This is a genomic window from Mycobacterium mantenii (assembly GCF_001667865.1).
GTDB classification, from domain to species: domain Bacteria; phylum Actinomycetota; class Actinomycetes; order Mycobacteriales; family Mycobacteriaceae; genus Mycobacterium; species Mycobacterium mantenii_A.
Window position 1 is genome coordinate 120,074 of record NZ_LZJP01000096.1, and the last position, 21,365, is coordinate 141,438.

The window sequence follows — 21,365 nt, forward strand, 5'->3', positions numbered from 1 at the left end:
CTCCTCGCAGCTGTGCTCAGTTGCGGGGCTTTGCGCGCCGAGACGACAACCGATGCGTTGCAGCCCAACGTAGTGAGCTCATCGATCGGTCCGGTTTCTGGCCCGACGGCGTTGACCAACGGGTCGGTCCCGGTCCGTCGTGTTGGAGTGGGGTCGACCGTGAACGACGACCAGGCGTTCAAAAGCGCAGGGCTGAAGCGCTTTCGGTCGACCAGTGTGGCGCTCTCCACGCCCCGCCCGTCGGGATCCGCGGTACCCCCAACGGTGGGGGTTGCGCGGTTTCAGCAGTGGGTTGACGCACCCGCTCGTGCGCCGGCATTGAGGTCCGTCAACGAAAATCTGTTGATTCGATTCTGCATCGCCCGCTGCTGACCGAGGGCGGCTCTTCGTCGGCGCCCACCACTGTCGCGGCAGGTTAAACGTTAGACACCAATAGCTTCCGCGTCCTCGGCATCGGCTGATCCGATCGTCGCGGCTGTTTCATAGGTGTGCTCGACGCTGTCGACGGCGACACGGCGCGCCAGTTCCGCAAAATTCGAACGTCAAGCGGCGAACCGTCCGCGACGTAGCTCACCACGCCGCCATTGCGCGACGCCTTGGCGATTTTCATTTCGTCACGACTTGCTTCTACCGCTGACCAGATGTCGTGCGCGCGAAGCCTCCACGTCACCCCGAGGCGACGGCGCGAGCAAGGTCAGCCCAGACGAACAACCAAGAAATTAGGGATAGACATGGATTTTGGCGCTTTACCACCGGAGATCAACTCTGGTCGAATGTACGTGGGGCCCGGGCCCGCCACCTTGCTGGCTGCCGCCGCGGGGTGGGAGGCGCTGGCCGCCGAGCTGACCGACGGCGCCGGCAGCTATCACGCGGTGGTCGCGAGCCTCACCGACGAGTCCTGGTCGGGGCCGGCGTCGATGTCGATGGCGGCGGCGGTCATGCCCTACATAGCGTGGATGACGACGACCGCCGAGCAGTGCGGGCAGGCGGCGGCGCAGGCGACGGCCGCCGCGGCAGCGTTCGAAACCGCATACGCGATGACGGTGCCGCCTCCCCTGGTGGCGGCCAACCGGGTGCGCCTGCTGGCGTTGATTCAGACCAACATCTTCGGGCAGAACACGCCGGCCATCATGGCGACCGAGGCCGAGTACAGCGAGATGTGGGCCCAGGACGCCACCGCGATGTACAGCTACGCCGCCAATTCCGCTTCGGCATCGACACTTTCGCCCGTGCCGTCGCCGCCGCAAACGACCAACCCGTCGGCCGCCGGCCACCTCGCCGCCCTCACCCACGCGGCAGCCCACGCCGGCAGTACCGCACACACATCGGCGACGCAGGTGATCTCCTCGGTGCCCCAGACCCTGCAAAGTCTCTCAACCCCCAGCTCCTCCTCGAGCGCCGGTCTGTCGCAGGCGGCGATGGGCACCGGTGCGTCGCTGGGATCGTCGGGAGCCTCCGCCCCACTCAGTTCACTGTCGAGCCTGACCGGCGCCTCGGGTAAAAGCGCGACAAAGACCGCGAGCACCGGTGCGGGCGCGGCCTCGGGATTGGCGTCGGCGTTCGCTGCCGCACCCGCGGCGGACGGAGCCGCCGCCGGGCTGGCATCCGAGGCGGCCGGGTACGGCGCCGACGGCGCCGGTTTGATCGCCGACGGCGGTGGCATCGGCATAGACCTCTATGGCCTCGATCTGGATTACCAGGGCTTAGCGCTCGATGAAGCGGGCGCCGGATCCATTTTGGGGGCCGAGGGTGGCGCCGGGATCGCGGGCATGGGAGGTGCGGGCGCCGCCACCGGTTTGGAAAACCTCGGGCCGCTGGCAGGACTGGGTCAAGGCGCGTCGGCGAGCGTGGGCCAAGCCAGTTCGCTCAGCACCTTGTCCGTACCCCCGAGCTGGGCGACGACGGTGTCGTCGGTCGCCCCGCTGCCGGCGCTCAACGGCGGGGCGGCGCCGGGCGGGTGGGCCGTCGCGCCCGGCGCATCACCCGGCACCGCGGTGTCCAAGCTGCCGTTGGGCGGCATGGTCGGCCGCGAGTCCGAGGGTGCGGTTCAGCGCGTCGGCATGCGCGTCTCGCTCATTCCGCATTCGCCGGTGGCCGGGTAGTGCACCGAATCAGTCACCACATCGTCCAAGGGTGTACAAGCGCATCAACTCGAAAGGAAGTCGCATGGCCATAGCCAAGCCACCCCAGCCAGGGCGGCCCTCGCTGGTCGCCCGAACCCCGTTGGCTTTCAACATCAAAACGCTGACCTGTGTTGCCCTGATCGTGGTGTTCTGCGCCGTGCGGCCGGCGCCGGCGGTTGCCGATCCGAGCCCCGGTGGCTCTAACCTCAACCCTTTCGGCAACCTCAGCTGTAGCTGCGGCCCGAGCGCCCCGACCGACGGCGCGACCCGAAAGCAACAGATCCGTCGGGGAATGCGGCAGGGGCTTTCCGGCAGGCGTCGTGACTGATACCGTGCCGTCGTCCCGGTAGTCGCCCGATTAAGTCCGATCGCCAGACCGAAGGGAGGTTCGACCACAGCGGCCTTCAGCGGAGCCGCCCCGCGGGATTGGGAGCGCGCGTTGCCTAGTCACGGTGAGCGTTTGGTGCCTGCGTGCTGGCAAACCCATCCATCGGGTATGCGCCCAGTAACGAGGAACCGGCTCAGTTCCGCGCTCGTCGGCGCCGGCAAATGGTAGTCGGCGTGGAGATAGACGGGCGGCTCCTCTTTGAAGTTGTGCCGGTGCAGCTGATCCAGCAACTGAACGCACGTATCCCTCAGCCGCAAGCTGTCGTTTCCGTCAGCGAGCAGATCCGTGAGTGCATCCATCGTCCTCCACAGTTGGCCGTGTTCGCGCATCATCACGAAGATCGGCATCACAATCCCGGTCTCCCGGATTGGCGGGAACACGAAGACCTCCTCCAGGTAGATGTGCCGACGCAACACTTCCAACATCGACGTCACTAGTTCGGGTTGCAAACCGTCGGCACCGAGCTTCTCGATGAAAAGCTCGATTTCAGCGTTGACTTCGCGGTGCTGCCGCATCAAGGCGGCAGATAAAACCTCGCCGGGCATTTTGTGCTCCCTCCGCGTCAGCCCGCAGGACGGAGCCGTCCGCTTTCGTCGAGTTCGGGTTCCAGGTCGACTGCGGTACCCGCCTCAAAGAACCGCGCAACCGGAGCATGGCGTAGCGCTGCTGAGCGGGGCCCAGATCCACGCTTTCGCCGCGCGGTAATAATCACGGGGGAAGCCTCGGTCGTCACATTGCCGTCGCTCGACTTCATCCGGTGGCATAGCCTCTGGCGGCGGCTACTAGCAGTTGAGCCCGGCAATGCACTGGGCGAGCACACCGTGGTGGATCGGGGCCCCGCCTACCCGCGAGGGCGCGCCGCCAGGATTGGCCCGACTCCCCCTCTCGACCGAAACCGCACCTTCCGGGCCCTCGCGATGATCGGACGTCGTCAAAACACCCACTGCTTCGGCCTTTTCACGTCCCGTGCCGTCATGCCGCCCGAGGGACGGCGCGATGCCAGCGACCACGAAAGCCGCGGCGACCACGCCGACCGCGCACCGCGTTGGGCTCCGAGGTCGGATCCGTCGGGTGAATTCCAGCGATAAGGCGGGCAAGCAACCGCTCTCCTCTCATGGGCCAAGTCCTCCGTCGGATACGATAGTCTATTACAGTAGACAACAGTAGCCTCTGGAAACCTTTTCTCCAGCGATTGCGCTCTATGTCCACCTGGCAGGTACCCTGATGGGCATGGACGACCGCGACAAAGACCCAGCGGTGGTTCTGCCCTACCTTGTGGGCAGATCTCTCGCCGCAACCGAGGTCTACGAAGCGTTTGGCTACCGTAAGTCGGCCTACTACAAGGCAGCTCGCGAAGGCAGGCTTATCAACGCCGACAATCTGATCCGGGTCGCCAAGTACTTCGGGCTCAATCCCGTCGACTTACAGGTCCGCTTCGGCTTGGTCTCCCGCGATGCGGTCGCTGAATATGTGGAATCGTTACCCGCCACCCCGCGGCTGCGCGATTTGCGCCCGGATCCCACCAAACCACCTATCTGACATCGGCTGCGAGGTCCGGTTTGACAATCAGATTCGCGCTCATCGTTTTCACGCTGGTCGCGGTCGTCGCCAGTTTGTGGGTGCGACGTCATAGTTGGCGTTCACGGTGGGAAGCCGGCGCGAGTTTGAACATCGCACTGCAAGGGTGCGCGGTGCTGCTGATGTCACCGTGGGCATCGGCGACCTTGGGGCCACGCTTGCATCGCATTCTCGGGCGGTGGAACTTTGAAGATCTCTTAGGCCACATCTGCCTCATCGCCGCGGTAACCGCGATCATCTATCATGGACTGGCCCGACTCGATGACGAACGCCAACTCCGCGGACTCTTCCGTCGGCACGTCAAAAGCCCTCTCCTGCTGGGTATTCCAGTGCTCGTGCTGGTGTTCATCCTCGCCGACGAGGGTTATCACGCGGATCTGTTCCCGGCTCATGTCAGCACAGTCTGGTTCGGTGCTTACTGGCTGGTGTTGGGCGGCTTGCTGGTCTATTTGTTCAGCTATGCGGGCAGAGTGCTGCTGATCCTGCGAGAGGATCCCCGCTCGAGAGCGACCGCTAACCTCTACCTCGTATCGGCCGCCTTTGGTGGGGCAGCCACGGTGATCCAAGTGACTACCGCCGAGGCGGGAATCGATATCACTCTGCCGGTATGGCTGTGCGCGTGCCTGGCAGCGGTCGGCTTCGCATACGGGTCCGCGCGATCCTGGCACACCAAGGTCGAGTGGTTCACGCCCAGAAGGCCCTCGCCGTAACCAGATCAGTCGGCCGCGTCGGGGCACCATTAGGGAAGCCATTACGATCCGACCCCCAGTATCTACGAAACCGAGGCACTGCCACAGCGATATGTTCCCCTCCGACTGGTACCGCACCTGAAATCGGCTGTCAGCAGCATAGGTGATGAGGCGTGTGATATCGGATATAGACTCGCTACTCATCCAGACAGCGCCGTGCCGTGGTGGCGATAGGGTGTTCCATCCCTGAAAAATGGCTAACCCTAACCAGACTCGTCCGCTCCGTACTTGCGGGCCAGTGCGCTTTTATAGATCTTGCCGGCATCAGTACGGGGCAGTTGAGCCTCGAAAGAGATCGATCGCGGGCACTTGTATCGAGCGAGCCGATCCCGTAGCCAGTCTAACAACTCACCGGCGAACTCGTCGGTCGCGTCGGCCGGGTCCACTGTCTGCACAGCGGCTTTCACCGACTGACCCATGGCCGCGTCGGGGGTTCCGAAGACCGCCGCGTCGAGCACCTTAGGGTGACATATCAGGAGATCCTCGGTCTCCTGCGGATAAATGTTGACCCCTCCCGAGATGATCATGTGGTGCCGACGATCGGTCAGATACAAGTAACCGTCCTCATCCAGATAGCCAATGTCTCCCACACTGACCCAGCCGCGGTCGTTGCGCGCCACGGCGGTCTTGGCGTCATCGTTGAGGTACGAGAAGGACAATCCGCCTTCGAAGTAGATCTCGCCCGGCTGCCCCGGCGGTAGCTCAACGCCGTCGTCGCCGAGAACGTGGGCACACCCGACCATCGGTCGGCCCACCGACCCCGGATGCGTCAGCCACTCCTCGGCCCGAATATAGGACGCACCGGCGCCCTCTGAGGAGCCGTAGTACTCGTCGACAATCGGCCCCCACCAATCGATCATCTGCCGCTTGATCTCGGGCGGACACGGTGCGGCCGCATGCACCACGCGGCGCAGGCTCGACGTGTCATAAGCGCTGCGCACCGATGCGGGAAGCTTGAGCATCCGAACGAACATGGTTGGCACGAACTGGCCGTGAGTGACCTGATAACGGGCGATCGCCTCCAGCGCGTCCTGCGCATCAAATCTTTCCAGCATCACCACCGTGGCTCCGAGGGCCTGGGTCGACATCGACCAAAACGACGGCGCCGTGTGGTACAGCGGCGCAGGGCTGAGATACACCGCATGCTGGTCGATTCCGACTGCACTAAGCAGAGGCGCCAGCATCACACCCGACTGTTGTGGTGACGTCTGCGGAAGGGCACGACGAATCCCTTTGGGTCGCCCGGTGGTTCCGGATGAATATTGCAGCAAATCACCCTCGGACTCATCGGCGATCGGGGTATCCGGGCACGACGCGACGCACTCGGGATAGCGCTCCCAACCATCCAGATCGTCATCAGCGAGCAGGCGCACCCCCGGAAGGCCCCCGGGGAGCTGCTCGCCCAACCCCGCACATAGGGCACGAGTGGCCCGCGAGCCAATGATCGCCCGGGCGCCACTATTTTCGACGATGTACGCGGCCTCCGGCGCGGTGAGGTGGGTACTGATGGTCGCGTAGTACAGACCGCAGCGCCGCACTCCCCACATCACGGCGTGCATGTGTTCGTTGTTCTCCATCACCACGGCCACCGTGTCGCCTTCGCGCAAGCCCACGCCGCGTAGGTAATGGGCCAACCGGTTCGCGCGCGCCTCAAGCTGCGCGAAGCTGATCTCTACGCCCGCCGGATGCACGATCAGCGCGGCCCGCTCGCAGTCCACCCACTGCCGAATTTGCATCGACTAATCCGATGCCGGCAAGGGCTTCGCCCAACGAACGACGAGTTCACGTCCAGCGAACTGCAACGGGCCAGACCCCGCCTTTACGCACAGCACCTCCAGCCCAGAGGACTCATCTAAATAGCGCTTGCCAAGCTGGATGTCGACCGATGCGCCATCGAGCCCCTTGGCACCCTTGGCTGCCATTTCGGCTCCGGCGCAAGTCAATACGCCCTCATCTGCATTTCCCGGCGGTCGCACCACCAACACCTCACAAGCGGATGCGGGCGTCGACAGCCGCATCCCCGGCTTGAGTGACATCACACCTCCTTAATAGGATACTGATCTAGTTAATCGTAGTAGCTCGGACAAGACAAGGGAGACCACCGTGCACGGGATCTCAGTGCTGCTGGAGATGGCCGCCTCGGCCGACCCCAATCGGGAGGCCGTGGTGTGCGATGAGCAGCGCTGGACCTCTGGCGAAATCAACACACTTTCCCGGCGAGGGGCCGCCGCGCTGTCCGGCTACCAGGCCGCAAGCGTCGCCTACATCGGGCTGGGAGGGTCGATGATGCCGCTGCTGATATTCGCCGCCGCCCGTAGCGGGTTGCCGTTCGCCCCACTCAATTATCGCCTCAGCCCGGCCGCGCTCGATGAGCTGATCGCCCGGCTGCCCGGTCCGCTGGTGATCGTCGATCCCGATTATCGCGACGCAATTGGCACTACTCACCGGGTGATCGACACCGCGGAGTTCCTGACGTCCGCCACTGTCGCCGAGCCGGGCGAGGACACACCTGTCGATCCTGATGACATCGCGGTCCTGCTGTTCACCTCGGGCACCACCGCCAGGCCCAAGGCGGTTGAACTGACTCACGCCAACCTGTCCAGCTACGTGCTGGCTAGCGTCGAATTCGCCTCCGCGGCAGCCGAAGACGCGGTGCTGATCGCGGTGCCGCCGTACCACGTCGCCGGGGTCACGGCGGCCTTGTCGAACCTCTATGCGGGGCGCAGGATGGTGTATCTTCCTCGATTCGATGCCGGCAATTGGGTGCGCACCGTCCGTGCCGAAAAGATCACTACCGCGACCGTGGTGCCCACCATGCTCGACCGCATCGTCACCGAACTGCAGGAGGACCCTCAGCCACTGCCGTCGTTACGCACACTGGCCTACGGAGGCGCCAAGGTGGCGCAGCCGCTGCTGCGCCGCGCGCTGGACCTGCTGCCCGACACCGGATTCGTCAACGCTTACGGGCTGACCGAGACCAGCTCGACCATCGCCGTGCTGGGCCCCGATGAGCACCGGATCGCCCACCGTGCAACAGAACCCGCCATCGCGCGGCGGTTGTGTTCGGTCGGACGGCCGCTACCTGGAATCCAGATCCAGATCCGCGCCGAGAACGGCCGGGTTCTCGGGGCGGGCGAGCCGGGCGAATTGTTCGTCCGCGGTGAGCAGGTGTCCGGGCGCTATGCCGGACTGGACTCGGCGCTCGACGAGGACGGCTGGTTCCCCACCCGGGATCTGGCCGAATTCGACGAAGAGGGCTATTTGTTCATCGCCGGCCGCGCCGATGACACCATCATCCGCGGCGGGGAGAACATCGCCCCGGCCGAACTGGAAGATGTGTTGGTGGAGCACCCCCAGGTGCGCGAGGTGGCCGTGGTGGGCGCCGAGGATGCCCAGTGGGGCCAGATCATCGTGGCCGCCGTGGTTCCGGAGCCCGGCAGCACACCAGACCCGGATGAGTTGCGATCATTCGTGCGAGATCGGCTGCGCGGATCCAGGACTCCCGACCGCATTGTGTTTCGTGACGAACTACCCACCACCACGACCGGCAAGGTGCTGCGCCGCGAGATCGTCGCAAGCTTGAACAGTTGACCTGACGCCGAGCCCCGTCAACCCGCAGCCCGAGCTGGGTGTCAGCCGTCCGGCGCAGACGCATCAGAACTGCCTTCGGCGTCAGATGTCCCACCGCAAGGGCAGCCGATCGATACCGAAGACACCGCCGGCGTGCTCCGACACCGCACCGAGTTCGCCGTCGTGGGCCAGCTGGTAGTCGGGAATCAGGCGGTGCCATTCCTGCAGGGCGACCACCATCTCCTGGCGGGCCAGATGCGAACCGAGGCAGCGGTGCGGACCGGCGCCGAATCCGATATGACGCGGCGCGCCGGCATCGAAGTCGACCTCTCCACCGCGCTCGTGTTCCTTCGGGTCGCGGTTGGCCATGGCAAGCGGAAAGGCCACCATGTCACCCTCTTTGATCGGACAGCCGTGAAAGTCGATGTCCTGCATGGCGATCCGTGCGGTCTGCACGATCGAGTAGGCGCGCACCAGCTCTTCGACGGCGTCGGGCACGCGGTCCGGATCGGCAACAAGTTTGGCACGGCCGGCTTGGTGGCTGGCCAGGTGATGCATGGCGTAGCAGAGCTGCGAGGTCACTGTGTCCAGGCCCGCCATGAACAGCAACAAAAAGCAGGACAACAGATCTTGGTCGGCAGGTGGTTCACCGTCGATACGCCACTCCAGGGCGTGGCTGACGATATCGTCTTCCCAGCTGTCGGGATTGGTCCGCTTCTCGGCGATTAGGCCGGCGAAGTAACCCATCACCTCGACCATCGCAGCTCCGGCCTTCGACCCGTCCGGGTCGCTGTCGGCGTTGGCCCGCAAGATGGCGTCCTCCCACACCATGAAGTCCGGTAACCGATGGATGGGCAGGCCCATGATCTGCAAGAAGATCGTGGTGGGGAAGATCGCCGCGAAGTCGCGATAGAAATCGCAACTTCCCGTCGCCCGGAACCCTTCGATGAGTTCGCTGGCAAACGAACGTTGCTCTTGCTCAAGCCTTTTGACTCGGCCCGGCGAGAAGTACTCAGCCAGCAGTCGGCGCCACACCGAATGCTCCGGGGGATCGAGCATCAACGGAATCCACTTGTAGGCCGGGTTGGGCTCGGTGGGCACCATCACCCGGTTCGAGAACAACTCCGGGTGCTGCAGCCCTTCTCGGATCGCATCGTGATCGGTGATCACCCAATAACCGCCGGCCTCCTCGGTCTGCAGGTAGGGCCGGTGCTGCTTTTGCAGTCCGTCGAGTTTGGCGAAGTTCGCACAGGGCGGAACGGGTCCACTCTGAAATGTGTAGTCCGTCATGTGAGCGTTGTCGGCAGTGCGCATCACAATCCTTAGTTTTCGGCGGTGACGGGTTGACGCGCGGCGGCCCGGGCGCGGGCCTGCCGGACTTCCAGGATGGCCGGGTCCTCACCGGCGGAGTTGAGCATCGCCTTGAGTGCGGCCCGGCGGGCCACCCGTCCCAACGGCGTGAGCTTCGGGGTGTTCATCAGCTTTTGTGCCCACTCCGGATGCATGTCCTGCACGGCCCAATAGATCACCGAGTACAGCGGACGCTGATGGCGCGGATAACGCCACGGCGCCAACGGATTGAGGAGTTCGACCGTCGGCATGGTCACCCCGAGTCGAGGCACCGAGTCCGCCAGGTATTCGTCCACCCCGGACTTGGTGGTCGGTGGCGGCGCCGAGCCGATTTCGATCGCCATCCGGGCGTATTCGGAGAAGAACTGTTCCAGCCGCTCCCCTTTCAGCGGATTCGGGTGGAACCGGGTATGCGACTCGGCCAGCGCCCACGCCTGGGTGCAGTAATTCCAGCACAGCAGATCCGGATCATTGGCCCGGTACGAGACACCGTCGGGCCGGGTTCCGTAGATATGTTCGTGGATCCCGTAGACGGTTTTACTCACCTTTTCGGCGACCGCTGTCGGCCCCATCGCGGTGCCGTAGAAGAACGACAGCGTGTGGCCGCCCCGCGAGACGATCGCCTCGTCGTCAATGTTGCCGGTCGGCACACCGTCGGCGTCTCGTTCGATGGCCCTGGTGTGCTCGTAGGCCATCCAGGCCTGCGTGGGGTGCAGCGTCTCCATCATCGCCGCCGCGGCCATGGCGATCTGCACCGTAGGCAGATGCGAGTACACGTACCAGACCGCGCTGTCCGGACCGAACCAGCCAGGGTCGCCCGCCGGTTCGGTGAATTGCACGGTCTTGAAGAACTCCCGCCGGGTCGGTTCGAACATCCGGTCCAGCATGCGCGCACCGAAACTGACCTTCTGCGCGGCGGTAGCGGCGGAAGCGGTTACCATGACCCCACGTTAACGCGAGTAGTTACTCGCAAAATAGTCGCGTTTAATCCCGTCCGGAGGTGTCCCGTGGCACGTCAGCTACCACGCAAAATACCCCGCCAGGAACGCTCCAGGCAGATGGTCGAGAAGATCTTGGACGCGTGCGCTCGCATACTGTCCGTGTCGGGCTACGACGGCGTGTCGACCTATCGCATTGCCACCGAGGCGGACATCAGTCCGGGCAGCCTGTATCAGTATTTTCCGAACAAGGACGCCATCATCGCCGCGGCGGTGGAACGCATGATCGAAAAGGTGGCCGGCGAACTCGCGGCCGCCCTCGCCGAGATGCCCCGCGGCGAGCCGAGCACTCAGATCCGTTACGTCGTCGGCGCAGTGCTCGACGCCACCGAGCGCAACCGTGAGCTCGCCCGCGTGCTCGTCGAACAAATGCCACGCCTGGGCGGGTCGGCCGAGATCAGGAGCATTGAGCGACGGGCCATGGACATGGCACTCGGTTATCGGGCCGCCCTCACCGACGCCATACCGTTCGCGCAACGCTCTGCAACGGAATGGATGTCGATCCAGGCGCTACAGCAGATCACCGCCCGCTACGTGCTCGACCAACCCCCGATCGAGCGGGATGTCTTCATCGACGAATTAAGCCGACTCCTCACGACTTTCGTCGCGCTGTCGATGTCCGAGCCGGGCTCGACTCGATTGCCGGGCTAGGGAGCGATCGCGCCCGGAACCCGGTAGGCGTACGACTTCTTCTGACGTTCCTTCATCCTCTCCATGCATTGGTGATGTTTGCGTGCGTGATACGCCAGCGGGAAGTAGGTGAGCCGGTCTGGGAGCACGCGGTACGCGATGCGGATCCCGCGGTAGATGCGCTGCAGTTGACGTTCCTCCGCCGCACTCCAGTTGACACCGAGCTTTGCCCGAAGGCGCGGGTCCAGCAAGCCGACGATCGACAGATAGTTGAGCCGCATGGCGGGTCGCAACAGCGCCCGGACCAGCCTGTAGAGCACCCTGGGCACCGACGGCCCCAACTCCAGCTGCCCGGTGACGAGGTCGTCCATCAGCCGCATCGCCTGCGGAGTCGGTTGCAGCGTGTCGATCATGGCCTCGAAGTACTCGGTCATCTCCTGATCGGTCTCGGGATAGCCGCGCATCGGCACGTGGAGCAGTCGTGCCAGCCTGCGGTTGTCCCGGACGAGTTCGGCCTTCTCCGCGTCGGTGAACTCGCGCCCGATCAACAACCGGCCGCCTTGCGCGTTCACCAGATAGCCGGTGACGATCACCCATTGGTACGCCTCCGGATTCAGCGCGCTGATCTGCTTGCCGGTCGCCTCGCTCTTCATCGTCATGGGCTTGTGCATGGCGCGGACCCGGTTGCCCTCGGCCACTGCCTCGGTGCCGCCATAGGTCCAGCGCAACACCGAATCGATGGAACGTATTGCACGGCCCCCCGAATCACCCTGGAACGCAGCCGAATAGCGGCCGGTCACCTCGGCGATGACGGGGTGCATCGCCTGCATCATGAATGCCGCACCTTCGACGATGAGGAAGGTCCACCGTCCGGTGTGCTCTGCGGTCAGCGAGTCCGGTGGGACGAGTTCGGGTGTGTCAGGATCGGCGACAGCATCGGTCGGGGCCTGGACGTCGATGTGCGAAGTTGCGGTCATGAGTTTCGAGCGCCTCCTGTCGAGGGGATGACCGCGACGGTAATCTGACCATCAGGTCGCATTCAAGTCGCGAAGGGATGCTGTTTGAACATGAGTAACCGCAGCTCAGGGCGGCGCAAGCCACCGCAACAGCAACGCTCCCGCGACATGGTCGCAAAAATAGTGGGGACGACGGCGGCCTTACTACGGACCACCGAGCCCGCTCAGATCACCACCAACCTGATCGCCGAAAAGGCCGGCATCAGCAAAGGGTCGATCTACCAATACTTTTCCGACAAACACGACATCCTCGACGCCGCCGTCGAACGCCTGGCCGCCGAGCAGGCACCGGCCGTTGAGGAGATGTTGCGTACCGTCACGCTGGACCAACCGGCGGCCGCGATGGCGGCTTCCATCGATATTCTCATCGACCTGACAATCGCCAATCGCAGCCTGATCAGATACTTGGCGGAACGTCCACATCACGTCCGGACGATAGAGAACATCTCCGGCTTGAACGCCACCCTAGTGGCGATGTCGACCCTGCACATGAACCACTACCGCGACCAGTACCGCGACGAACTCACTCCAAAAGCGCTGGCCTGGTTGTTCTTCAACATGGCGGTGGCAACCACCCTGCGCTACATCGAAGCCGACGACCCGATCCGACTCGACGAGCTGCGCAGCGGACTGAAGTTCGCCTCATCGGGCCTGCTCGCCGGCGGCCTCAATCGGCTCGATTGACTACCGACTGCCCCCGCTGTCACGGTAACGGCGGGCACGACGGGTTGGGATCGATTCCGCACATCCCGTGATGCACGTAGCTCGGAACGTGCTCTGTTGGTTGCACATCGGCATGCGCGTTGACGAAGTTAAAGCCCAACATGAACACCATCATGATCAGGTTGAACACCGCGGTCAGGGCCAGGATCCGCACCAGCGGCAACCACCGTGTTTTGCTGAGCTGCTCGCTACCCTTGTCGGTCAACATCATTCCGTCGTTATCCCGGAAGCAGTAGACGCCGATGGATAGCACGGTGACCACACCGCCGAAAAAGATGCCCTCGTAGAGCGGGAACTGGTGCATGGTGCCGGGGAATATCGACCAGTCGGAGTCGACGCGCAGGTAGTGCCACGCGCCGATCCGGAGGAAGAACTGCTCGCACCCCATGCACAGCACGGTGAACAGCCCGATCATGAACACGATCACGCCGGCCTTGTTGATACGGGGGAACCGCTTGCGCACGGTCTCGATCAATTTGTCGATACCCATGATGGACAGCGGGGTGAGCACGATATAGCTGGCAAGGAAATAGATGAGGGGCTGCGGGTTCTCCGGCCCCTTCTCCACCCAGCCGGGAATGAACTCTCCCCAGGTACCCATGTTGAAGAAGCCGCCGTTATAGCCGAACACCGGCCGCACGGCGTTGACGCCGACATCCTGCCAGGCGGCCAGCAGCCAGGCGAAGACGAACACCCCGAGCGTGGGAAATTGCCGGTCGCGGCGGAACTTTCGGATGATCCACCAGAACAGACCGACCCCGAGCACCAGGCAGCCGATCTCCCAGAACCGGATCCAGGCCATCGTCGAACCGGGTATCCGGTCGGGCCCGTTCGGTGCGGGCGCGAACTTGTCCGAGAAGATCCAGCGCAGGTACACATACGTCTGGAAGACCACGAACACCGCGCCGAGTCGGGCCAGCCAGACGATCGGGGGTGAATCTTTGGCACCCACCCAAAGGCGGTCCAAATTCTCGGAGGCGGTCCTGCTCACCTGATCTGCGGTCACTGCACAGCTCCAATCCGTCCGAAAAGTTCGCCAATGTGCGCGCCGTACTGTCTGCGGCGCCGTGGACTCACGAGAAAGCCCGGGGAAGACAGGAACCCGATGTCGGGCAGTCGTTCGCGCGCCGCCAGCATCTCGGTGGCTTGCGCGGTGTCACCACACACCGCGATCGACCACAGCATGTCGTCGGATACGTGCTTGCCGAGTTGACGGAGACCTCCACCGGCAAACTCGGTGCGAATGGCGGCGACCTCGTCGTCCCAGCCGTGCAGGGCCACCAGGGAGTCATAGGTCCTGGCAGTCAATTCGAAGGCGATCTGGCGCTTGGCATCCGCGATCGCGCGCTCAGGATCGTCATCGTCGATCGCGGTGGTGATCCAGCCCCAGCGGTGCAGGTCGGTGACGTCACGGCCGCGGTCAGCCGCGCCGACGGCGAGCTGGGGCTCGATCATCTCGGTCCACCAGCGGTCGGTGAACAGCGGATGGCCCAGCACTCCGTCGGCGACCCGCCCGGCGGTACGGATCATGTGCTTGTTAAAGGCGCCCAACACAATCGGAACATCGATTCGGCCCAATACCGGTGCGCGGATATGGGCGTTGAGCGAGTAAAATTCACCGTCGAAGGTGATCTTCTCATCGTTCTCGGCCTCCAGGAAGGCGCGGATACAGGTGACGAGTTCGGCCATCCGTCGGGCCGGATGGCTGGAGTCCACCCCGAACCAATCCCGGTTCATCCGGGCCGTGCCCGCCCCGAGGCCCAGGAACACCCGGCCCGGCGCGATCTTGTTGAGACTTCGGACCGAGGACGCGTGCACGAACGGGGACCGGGCGAACGCATAGGCGATGCCGGGCCCCGACCTGGCAGTGGTTGTCATGCGCGCCATCTCGGTGGCCGTCACGTACGCGCCGGTGTCCGCGAATTCTCCGGAGCAGAATGCCACTGCGCCGGCGCTCTCGCACTGCTGCGCGAGTTCAGCTCCGGGCCAGGGCATTCCCCACTTCATCGCGGTCCTCTCAGAATTTCAGGGTCGCGCCGGCGTCGACCTTGAGCTGCACGCCGGTGACATACCGCGACTCGTCGGAGGCCAAGTAGCACACCGCATGGGAGATGTCCTCGGGCTCCACGTAGGGAATCGGCATGCCCTGCATCAGCGGGAAGACCGGCAGCGCATCGTCGATGCCCGGGTGTTCCAGATCGGGCCGGAACATCTTGTACATCGGCTCGTTGTGCAGCATCGCAGTGTTGACGTTGGTCGGGTGAATCACGTTGGCGCGGATGGATAACGGTGACAGTTGGCCAGCCAGCGCCAAGGTGTACTTGTCGATGAACTGTTTGGCCAGGTTATACCCGGCGCCACCGGCACCTTGCGGGCCCATGGCCGAACCCGGTCCTGCCTTCTCGGCCAGCAGTCCGGCAACCGAGCCGACGGTGATCACTGATGCACCGGCGGTCAGATATCGCAGCGCTGCGTGCACGGTGTTGATCACACCGCCGAAGTCGACGTCAAAAGCGTTGACAAAAGCGCCGATCGGCTGGTCAATGCCAAGTGGACAGATACCGGCGTTGGCGACCACGACGTCGAGCTTGCCCAGTTCGGTGACCGCCGAGGCCAGCGCGGTCTCCAGCGCGGCGCGATCCCGGACGTCGACGGCGGCCGAGACGACGCGGTGGCCCGACTTCTCGACCTCCCGGGTCGCCTCGTCGAGGTCATGGGTGGTGGCCATCGGGTAGTCGTTGTGTTCGATGTCGGCGCAGATATCGAACAGAATGACATCGGCACCTTCCTCGGCCAACCGCACCGCGTGCCGCCGGCCCTGACCGCGCGCCCCACCGGTGACCAGGGCCACCTTGCCGTCAACTCTGCCCATTTCGGTTCCTTCCCGCTATTTCAATTGGTTTCGCAGAACGTGCTTTTGAACTTTTCCGCTCGCAGTACGCGGCAGCTCGGAGACCACCACGATGCGCTCCGGGGTCTTCTGGCGCGCCAGCCCACACTCGGCGAAATGCGCTGCGGCATCGGAGATGTCGAAGCTAGTCCCGGCGTTGACGACCACGAACGCGCAGACCCGTTCGCCATAGGTTTCGTCGGGTGCGCCGATCGCAGCGGCCTCGGCAATCGCCGGATGTGCGCTGAGCACATCCTCCACCTCCTTGGAGGAGATGTTCTCCCCACCCCGGACGATGATGTCCTTCTTGCGGTCGGTGATCGTGAGATATCCATCGGGATCCAGCCGCCCGACGTCACCGGTGTGGAACCAGCCGTCGACCATGCTGGCCCGGGTGTACTCGGCATTGGTGTAGCTGGTGAACATTTCGGGACCGCGGGTCAGGATCTCACCGGGCTCGCCGGGGGCCACCTCACGTCCGTCGTCGCCGACGATCCTGATCTCGGTACCCGGGCAGATGCCGCCATCGGTGTCGGCCCGCTTGTCCAGCGGATCCTCCGGCCGCCCCGAGCTGATCGTCGGGTGTTCCGAGGAGCCATAGCAGCGGAACGCGCCGACGCCGAATTCGTAGGCCCGACGAATCAGGGTGCCGGCCACTCCCGCGGCGCCCGTGACGTATTCACGCAGGCTGGACAGATCGAGCCCATCGCGTGCGGCGATATCCAGGATGCCGTTGAGGTGGATCGGCGCACCCCCGGAGGAACTCACCGCGTGCCGGTCGATGAGCTTGGCGGCCTGTTCGGCGTTCCAGGCGTCCATCGCGATGGTGGTGTCGCCCCGGCACAACATCCGCAGAATGCCGAGCGTGCCCGCGATATGCCCTGACGGAAAAACCGAAAGTGTGGTGCGATCCGGTCCCGCCGAACGCATTTCATCCATCGCAGCGATCTCACCCAACAGGCTGGCATGAGTGTGCTGGACACCCTTCGGCTCGGCAGTAGTGCCGGAGGTGTACACCAGCAGGCAGCGCTGGTTCGGGTCGTCGCCGGTGATCGGGGTGAATCCCGGTGCCGCGGCAGCAGCAAGCTCTGCATAGGACAGCGTTCCCGGCAGCGCGGGCCCGACCACGATGTGGTGTTGCAAGCCGGGCACATCGGCCAGCGCCGACAGCGTGGTTGCGGCATCCCGCTTGCGCAGTTCGCGGGCCACAATCAGCGCCCGCGCACCGGATTGGCCTGCGATGAAAGCGACTTCGGCGGGACCGTAGATCGGCACGATGGGCAATGCCACCGCACCGGCGAGCCAGATCGCGGCATGCGCGGTGAAGCACTCCCGCCAGTTAGGCAATTGGATGGCCACCACATCACCGGGCCGGATGCCCAGCGCCACCAGCGATGACGCCACCCTTCGACTTTCCTCGAAAAGATCCCCGAGCGTGCCGGCGTACGGGTTGACCTCGCTGTGCACCTGCACCGCGGTGTCCGCATGCGCGGCGGCGGTCCGGACGATCTCGACGGGTATCCCGACCAATGTGTCGGGGCTGGTCTGGGTCAGCATGACAGCAGCACACATCCCGCGATCGGACCGCCGCCGGCCGAAACCACCGCCACCTCAGGGCGTTTCGCCAATGCTGTCGGTCCGGCATGTCCCCGCAGCTGCTGACAGGCCTCGTGCAGCACCCAGTAACCGTGCATCCGGCCGGCCGACAGTTGTCCACCATAGGTGTTGAGCGGAAGCTCGCCGTCGGGCGCGATGCGTCGGCCACCGTCGACGAACGGTCCGGATTCACCGGGTCCACAGAACCCGAGCGCCTCCAGCCACGCCAAGGTCAAGAAGCTGAACCCGTCGTAGAGCTCGACCAGGTCGACATCACCAGGTTTGAGCGTCGTCTTCGACCACATGTCCGCGGCAGCATCCGTAGCGGCCATCTGCGGATAATCCGCGCGGCCGAACCACCCGCCGGCGCCCGGGGAACCGCCGGTCGACTCGATGGCGACGGCACCGTTGGGGGCATCGTCACGGTACCGTCCGGCCGAGATCACCACGGCGATGGATCCGTCGACCGGCACATCGCAGTCCAGCAGACCGAGCGGGGTGGAGACCGGCCTCGCGTTCAGATAATCGTCCATGGTGATCGGGTCGCGGTACACGGCCAACGGATTGCGGGCCGCATTGCGGCGCGCGTTGATCGCCACCCAGCCGAGCTGTTCCTTGGTGGTGCCGTACAGATCCATGTGCCTGCGGCAGTGCATTGCCAGCCAATTGGCGGCCGAATAGGCATGTGCGGCAAGTAGATATCCGACGTCGGCCATGGCCGGCGGAACGATCTGTCCCTTGTTCGGTTTATCGACGGTACCGCCCATCATCTGCACGGTCCGGTAGACCAAGATGTGGCGGGCCCGGCCCTGCGCTACCGTCGCCGCGGCCTGCGCTACCGGCGTGAGCAGTCCCGCTGATCCCAGCGCTGCCCCGAAATCCCCTGGGCTTGCGACGCCCAGCAGTGCAGCGGCCTCGGCCGCCGGGGTGTCGCCGAGAGTGATGATGCCGTCGATGTCGGCAGCGGTCAGCCCCGCATCGGCGATTGCTGCGGCGGCGGCCTGCACCGTGAGGTCCGCGGCAGCGATGCCGGTGCGCCGTCCGATCTGGGAGATCCCGGTCCCCGAGATCACCGGAGCGGATCCCGCTGGCTCAACCATCAGTTCCTCCAACGACAATGTATTAAATGAGTGTACTATTTAGCAATGACTACTGTGCGCCCTTTCGCGCCCCGGATCCTGCCCGAGATCACCGATGAAACCCGGCCCTACTGGGCCGGCGGTGCCGACGGGGAGCTGCACATCGCGCGGTGCGAGGCGTGCCGGCGGTATGTCTACCCGCCGCAGCGCAATTGCGCGCACTGTGGCCAGGATCTGACCTTTGTCGCGGTCAGCGGGGAAGCCACCCTGTTCAGCTATACCGTGGCGCATCAGCAGTTCCATCCAGCAGTACCAACACCCTTCGTCATCGCTTTGGTCGAGCTCGTGGAGCAGCCCGGCCTGCGCCTGGTCGCCAATCTGGTCGACTGTGATCCCGACTCGTTGAAATCCGGTATGGCGCTTCGGGTTCGGTTCGAGGAGCACGGCGAGACGTTCGTGCCGGTGTTCGCACCGGCCTGAACACCCCGCCGCACGCCTCATTTGATCAGCGGGTCCCGCGGCAGACCGAGGATGCGCTCGGCGATCTGGTTGCGGGTGACCTCGGAGGTGCCACCGGCGATCGTCATGCCGCGTGAACCCAGCACCAGCAGGCCGGTCACCTTGGCCGGCGCCGTCAGCACCGCGATATCTGGCCCGAACAACTCCGCCGACAGCCCAGCCCGTTTGACCACGTGCTCGGCGATCAGGAGCTTGGTGACGTTGCCCTCCGGGCCCGGCTCGGCCCCGGCCACACTGCGCGCGGCCCGCCGCAGGTTGAGCAGACGCAACGCATGGTCCTCGGCGATGAACCTGCCGGCCCGCTCCGGTGCGCCGGCCACCCCCTCGGGGTAGCGCTGGGTCAGATCCACGATCACACTGGCCGCCCCCTGCGCGCCGGCCGCCCCGCCACCGATGCTGACGCGCTCATTGCCCAGTGTCGCCCGGGCCACGGTCCACCCCTCATTGGGTTGCCCGACCACATCGGAGTCCGGGACGAACACGTCGGTGAAGAACACCTCGTTGAACTCCGAACCACCGGTGATCTGCCGCAGCGGCCGAACCTCGACACCGTCGGCGGTCATATCGATGATCACCGTGGTGATACCCTTGTGCTTGGCCGCGTCCGGATTGGTGCGCACCGTCGCCAGACCGAGCTTGCAGTGCTGGGCACCGCTGGTCCAGACTTTCTGCCCGTTGATGATCCAACCACCGTCGGTACGGACGGCCTTGGTGCTCACCGCCGCGGCATCCGAACCGGCGCCCGGCTCGGAGAACAGCTGGCACCACACCTCCTCCTTGCGCAGCGCGGGGTTGACGTAGCGCTCGATCTGCTCAGGGCTGCCGTGCTGGATCAGCGTCAGGATCACCCAGCCGGTGATGCCGTAATCCGGGCGCTTGACCGCAGCCTCGGCCATCTCCTGTTCGATCACCAACTGTTCCACCGCATCCGCGGCACGGCCCCACGGTTTGGGCCAGTGCGGCATCACATATCCGGTCTCGATCATCCGATCGGTCAGCGCGGCCTCGTCCAGACCGGACCAGGACGCGAGCTCGGCGCGCACCTCGGTGCGCAGCGCCTCGGCCTCCGGTGGCAGGTCGATCGAATTCTCCCGGATCACGCCCTTAGCGGTCAGCTCGTACACCCCGGTCGGTGCATCGCGACCGCCGAACAACCCGCGCAGCACCAGCGACCGGCGCAGGTGCAGATGCGCGTCGTGCTCCCAGGTGAATCCGATGCCGCCGTGGAGCTGGATGTTCAGCTCGGCATTGTGCACGTAGGCCGAAAAGGCAAGGGTGGCAGCACATGTGGCCATTAGCGCGAACTCATCGTCACCGTCGCCGGCAGCGCGGGCGGCATCCCACACCGTGGCGGTGGCCGATTCGGCGGCGACGAGCATGTTCGCCGCGTGGTGTTTGACGGCCTGGAACGTTCCGATGGTGCGGCCGAACTGCTCACGCACCTTGGCATAGTCCACCGCGCGGTCCACGCAGTCCTGTGCTCCCCCAACCGCTTCGGCGGCGAAGATGGTGCGGGCCAGCGATCTGGCCACCGCGGCGGCACCGGGCAGGACCTCGTCGCCGGTCAACTCGACATCGGCGAGTACGACCCGCCCCGCCCGGCGGGTGGGATCGAGATTGGCCGGGACCTCGACAGTTACCCCGCCGGTGCTCGGCCTGACCGCGATGATGTCTTCGCCCACCGTCAGCAGCAGTAGATCCGCCAGTCCGGCTCCCACCACCAGGCCGGCATCACCGGAGAAACGGTTGCCGTCGACGGTCACCGACGACCCGACGCCGACCGCGGCGGTCACCGACCCGTCGACCAGACCGGGAAGCCAACGCGCCCGCTGGGTCTGGTTACCGGCTGCGGAGATAACCGCCGATGCGGTCACCGTCGGGACGAAAGACCCGGGGGCATTGGCGCGGCCGAATTCTTCCACGACCGTGACCAGTTCCAGCAGACCGCAACCGGCGCCACCGTATTCCTCGTCGATATGCAAACCCAGCCAGCCCAATCCGGCCAGCTCACTCCAAAACGAGGGCTGCGCTTCATCTTTGGCATCGAGCAGCGTCCGGGCGGCGTCCCGTGCCTTGCGTGCTTCCAGGAACGACCGGGCAACGCCCGCCAGTTCCCGGTGGTCTTCGGTGATTGCGATACCCAACGGTCCTGCGCT

19 protein-coding genes are annotated in these 21,365 nt (G+C 64.8%); 7 read left to right on the plus strand and 12 right to left on the minus strand.

The window, feature by feature from the left end:
* Nucleotides 1-731: 731 nt before the first annotated feature.
* Nucleotides 732-2,102, plus strand: a complete 1,371-nt coding sequence (locus tag A5688_RS28345) for a PPE family protein (protein ID WP_068268221.1) — start codon at nt 732-734, stop codon at nt 2,100-2,102.
* Between the two features lie 468 nt (nt 2,103-2,570).
* On the opposite strand, the gene A5688_RS17160 is transcribed toward A5688_RS28345, so the two are convergent.
* Complete coding sequence (locus tag A5688_RS17160; protein ID WP_068268222.1) at nt 2,571-3,056, minus strand: hemerythrin domain-containing protein; 486 nt, start codon at nt 3,054-3,056, stop codon at nt 2,571-2,573.
* A 685-nt stretch (nt 3,057-3,741) separates the two neighbouring features.
* Between A5688_RS17160 and A5688_RS17165 the strand changes: the two genes are divergently transcribed.
* Together A5688_RS17165 and A5688_RS17170 are read left to right on the plus strand one after the other, a co-directional pair.
* On the plus strand, nt 3,742-4,050 hold the full coding sequence (locus tag A5688_RS17165) for a hypothetical protein (protein ID WP_067911952.1): 309 nt from the start codon (nt 3,742-3,744) through the stop codon (nt 4,048-4,050).
* A 125-nt stretch (nt 4,051-4,175) separates the two neighbouring features.
* Entirely contained in the window at nt 4,176-4,799 is a 624-nt protein-coding gene (locus tag A5688_RS17170; protein WP_242663214.1) for a hypothetical protein, read from the plus strand.
* A gap of 242 nt (nt 4,800-5,041) precedes the next feature.
* Here the strand turns inward: A5688_RS17170 and fadD4 are convergent, their stop codons facing one another.
* Both fadD4 and A5688_RS17180 read right to left on the minus strand, forming a co-directional pair.
* The gene (gene fadD4, locus A5688_RS17175) at nt 5,042-6,574 is read right to left on the minus strand and encodes a fatty-acid--CoA ligase FadD4 (RefSeq protein ID WP_067911857.1); all 1,533 of its coding nucleotides are present in this window, start codon (nt 6,572-6,574) and stop codon (nt 5,042-5,044) included.
* Between the two features lie 3 nt (nt 6,575-6,577).
* Complete coding sequence (locus A5688_RS17180; RefSeq protein ID WP_067911860.1) at nt 6,578-6,874, minus strand: hypothetical protein; 297 nt, start codon at nt 6,872-6,874, stop codon at nt 6,578-6,580.
* Between the two features lie 94 nt (nt 6,875-6,968).
* Between A5688_RS17180 and A5688_RS17185 the strand changes: the two genes are divergently transcribed.
* Nucleotides 6,969-8,429, plus strand: coding sequence for a class I adenylate-forming enzyme family protein (locus tag A5688_RS17185; RefSeq protein WP_067911955.1), 1,461 nt, complete (start codon nt 6,969-6,971; stop codon nt 8,427-8,429).
* Between the two features lie 81 nt (nt 8,430-8,510).
* Here A5688_RS17185 and A5688_RS17190 read toward each other — a convergent pair whose 3' ends face one another.
* Complete coding sequence (locus tag A5688_RS17190) at nt 8,511-9,722, minus strand: cytochrome P450 (protein WP_242660312.1); 1,212 nt, start codon at nt 9,720-9,722, stop codon at nt 8,511-8,513.
* Between the two features lie 8 nt (nt 9,723-9,730).
* Nucleotides 9,731-10,699, minus strand: coding sequence for an oxygenase MpaB family protein (locus tag A5688_RS17195; protein ID WP_082955122.1), 969 nt, complete (start codon nt 10,697-10,699; stop codon nt 9,731-9,733).
* A gap of 117 nt (nt 10,700-10,816) precedes the next feature.
* On the opposite strand from A5688_RS17195, the gene A5688_RS17200 reads away from it, so the two are divergent.
* A complete protein-coding gene (locus A5688_RS17200; protein WP_067911863.1) occupies nt 10,817-11,407 on the plus strand; it encodes a TetR/AcrR family transcriptional regulator in 591 nt (196 codons plus the stop codon).
* Here A5688_RS17200 and A5688_RS17205 read toward each other — a convergent pair.
* Complete coding sequence (locus A5688_RS17205; protein WP_067911865.1) at nt 11,404-12,363, minus strand: oxygenase MpaB family protein; 960 nt, start codon at nt 12,361-12,363, stop codon at nt 11,404-11,406. The genes A5688_RS17200 and A5688_RS17205 overlap by 4 nt on opposite strands.
* Nucleotides 12,364-12,510: 147 nt before the next feature.
* Here A5688_RS17205 and A5688_RS17210 point away from each other — a divergent pair, with 147 nt between their 5' ends.
* Complete coding sequence (locus A5688_RS17210) at nt 12,511-13,086, plus strand: TetR/AcrR family transcriptional regulator (RefSeq protein ID WP_067911868.1); 576 nt, start codon at nt 12,511-12,513, stop codon at nt 13,084-13,086.
* 19 nt (nt 13,087-13,105) lie between these two features.
* Here the strand turns inward: A5688_RS17210 and A5688_RS17215 are convergent, their stop codons facing one another.
* The 5 genes from A5688_RS17215 to A5688_RS17235 are packed head-to-tail and all read right to left on the minus strand — an operon-like array spanning nt 13,106 to nt 18,711.
* On the minus strand, nt 13,106-14,131 hold the full coding sequence (locus A5688_RS17215) for a spirocyclase AveC family protein (protein WP_165607482.1): 1,026 nt from the start codon (nt 14,129-14,131) through the stop codon (nt 13,106-13,108).
* The gene (locus tag A5688_RS17220; protein WP_067911871.1) at nt 14,128-15,132 is read right to left on the minus strand and encodes an LLM class flavin-dependent oxidoreductase; all 1,005 of its coding nucleotides are present in this window, start codon (nt 15,130-15,132) and stop codon (nt 14,128-14,130) included. The genes A5688_RS17215 and A5688_RS17220 overlap by 4 nt, the downstream gene beginning before the upstream one ends.
* 10 nt (nt 15,133-15,142) lie before the next feature.
* Nucleotides 15,143-15,997, minus strand: coding sequence for a mycofactocin-coupled SDR family oxidoreductase (locus A5688_RS17225; RefSeq protein ID WP_067911873.1), 855 nt, complete (start codon nt 15,995-15,997; stop codon nt 15,143-15,145).
* A gap of 15 nt (nt 15,998-16,012) precedes the next feature.
* The gene (locus tag A5688_RS17230) at nt 16,013-17,572 is read right to left on the minus strand and encodes a class I adenylate-forming enzyme family protein (RefSeq protein ID WP_082955123.1); all 1,560 of its coding nucleotides are present in this window, start codon (nt 17,570-17,572) and stop codon (nt 16,013-16,015) included.
* Nucleotides 17,566-18,711: a thiolase family protein gene (locus A5688_RS17235; RefSeq protein ID WP_067911966.1), complete on the minus strand. Its 1,146-nt coding sequence runs from the start codon at nt 18,709-18,711 to the stop codon at nt 17,566-17,568. Before A5688_RS17235 ends, A5688_RS17230 begins: the two co-directional genes overlap by 7 nt.
* A 45-nt stretch (nt 18,712-18,756) precedes the next feature.
* On the opposite strand from A5688_RS17235, the gene A5688_RS17240 reads away from it, so the two are divergent.
* Nucleotides 18,757-19,170, plus strand: coding sequence for a Zn-ribbon domain-containing OB-fold protein (locus A5688_RS17240; protein ID WP_067911876.1), 414 nt, complete (start codon nt 18,757-18,759; stop codon nt 19,168-19,170).
* Between the two features lie 17 nt (nt 19,171-19,187).
* On the opposite strand, the gene A5688_RS17245 is transcribed toward A5688_RS17240, so the two are convergent.
* Complete coding sequence (locus A5688_RS17245) at nt 19,188-21,353, minus strand: acyl-CoA dehydrogenase (protein ID WP_067911878.1); 2,166 nt, start codon at nt 21,351-21,353, stop codon at nt 19,188-19,190.
* Between the last annotated feature and the right edge of the window lie 12 nt (nt 21,354-21,365).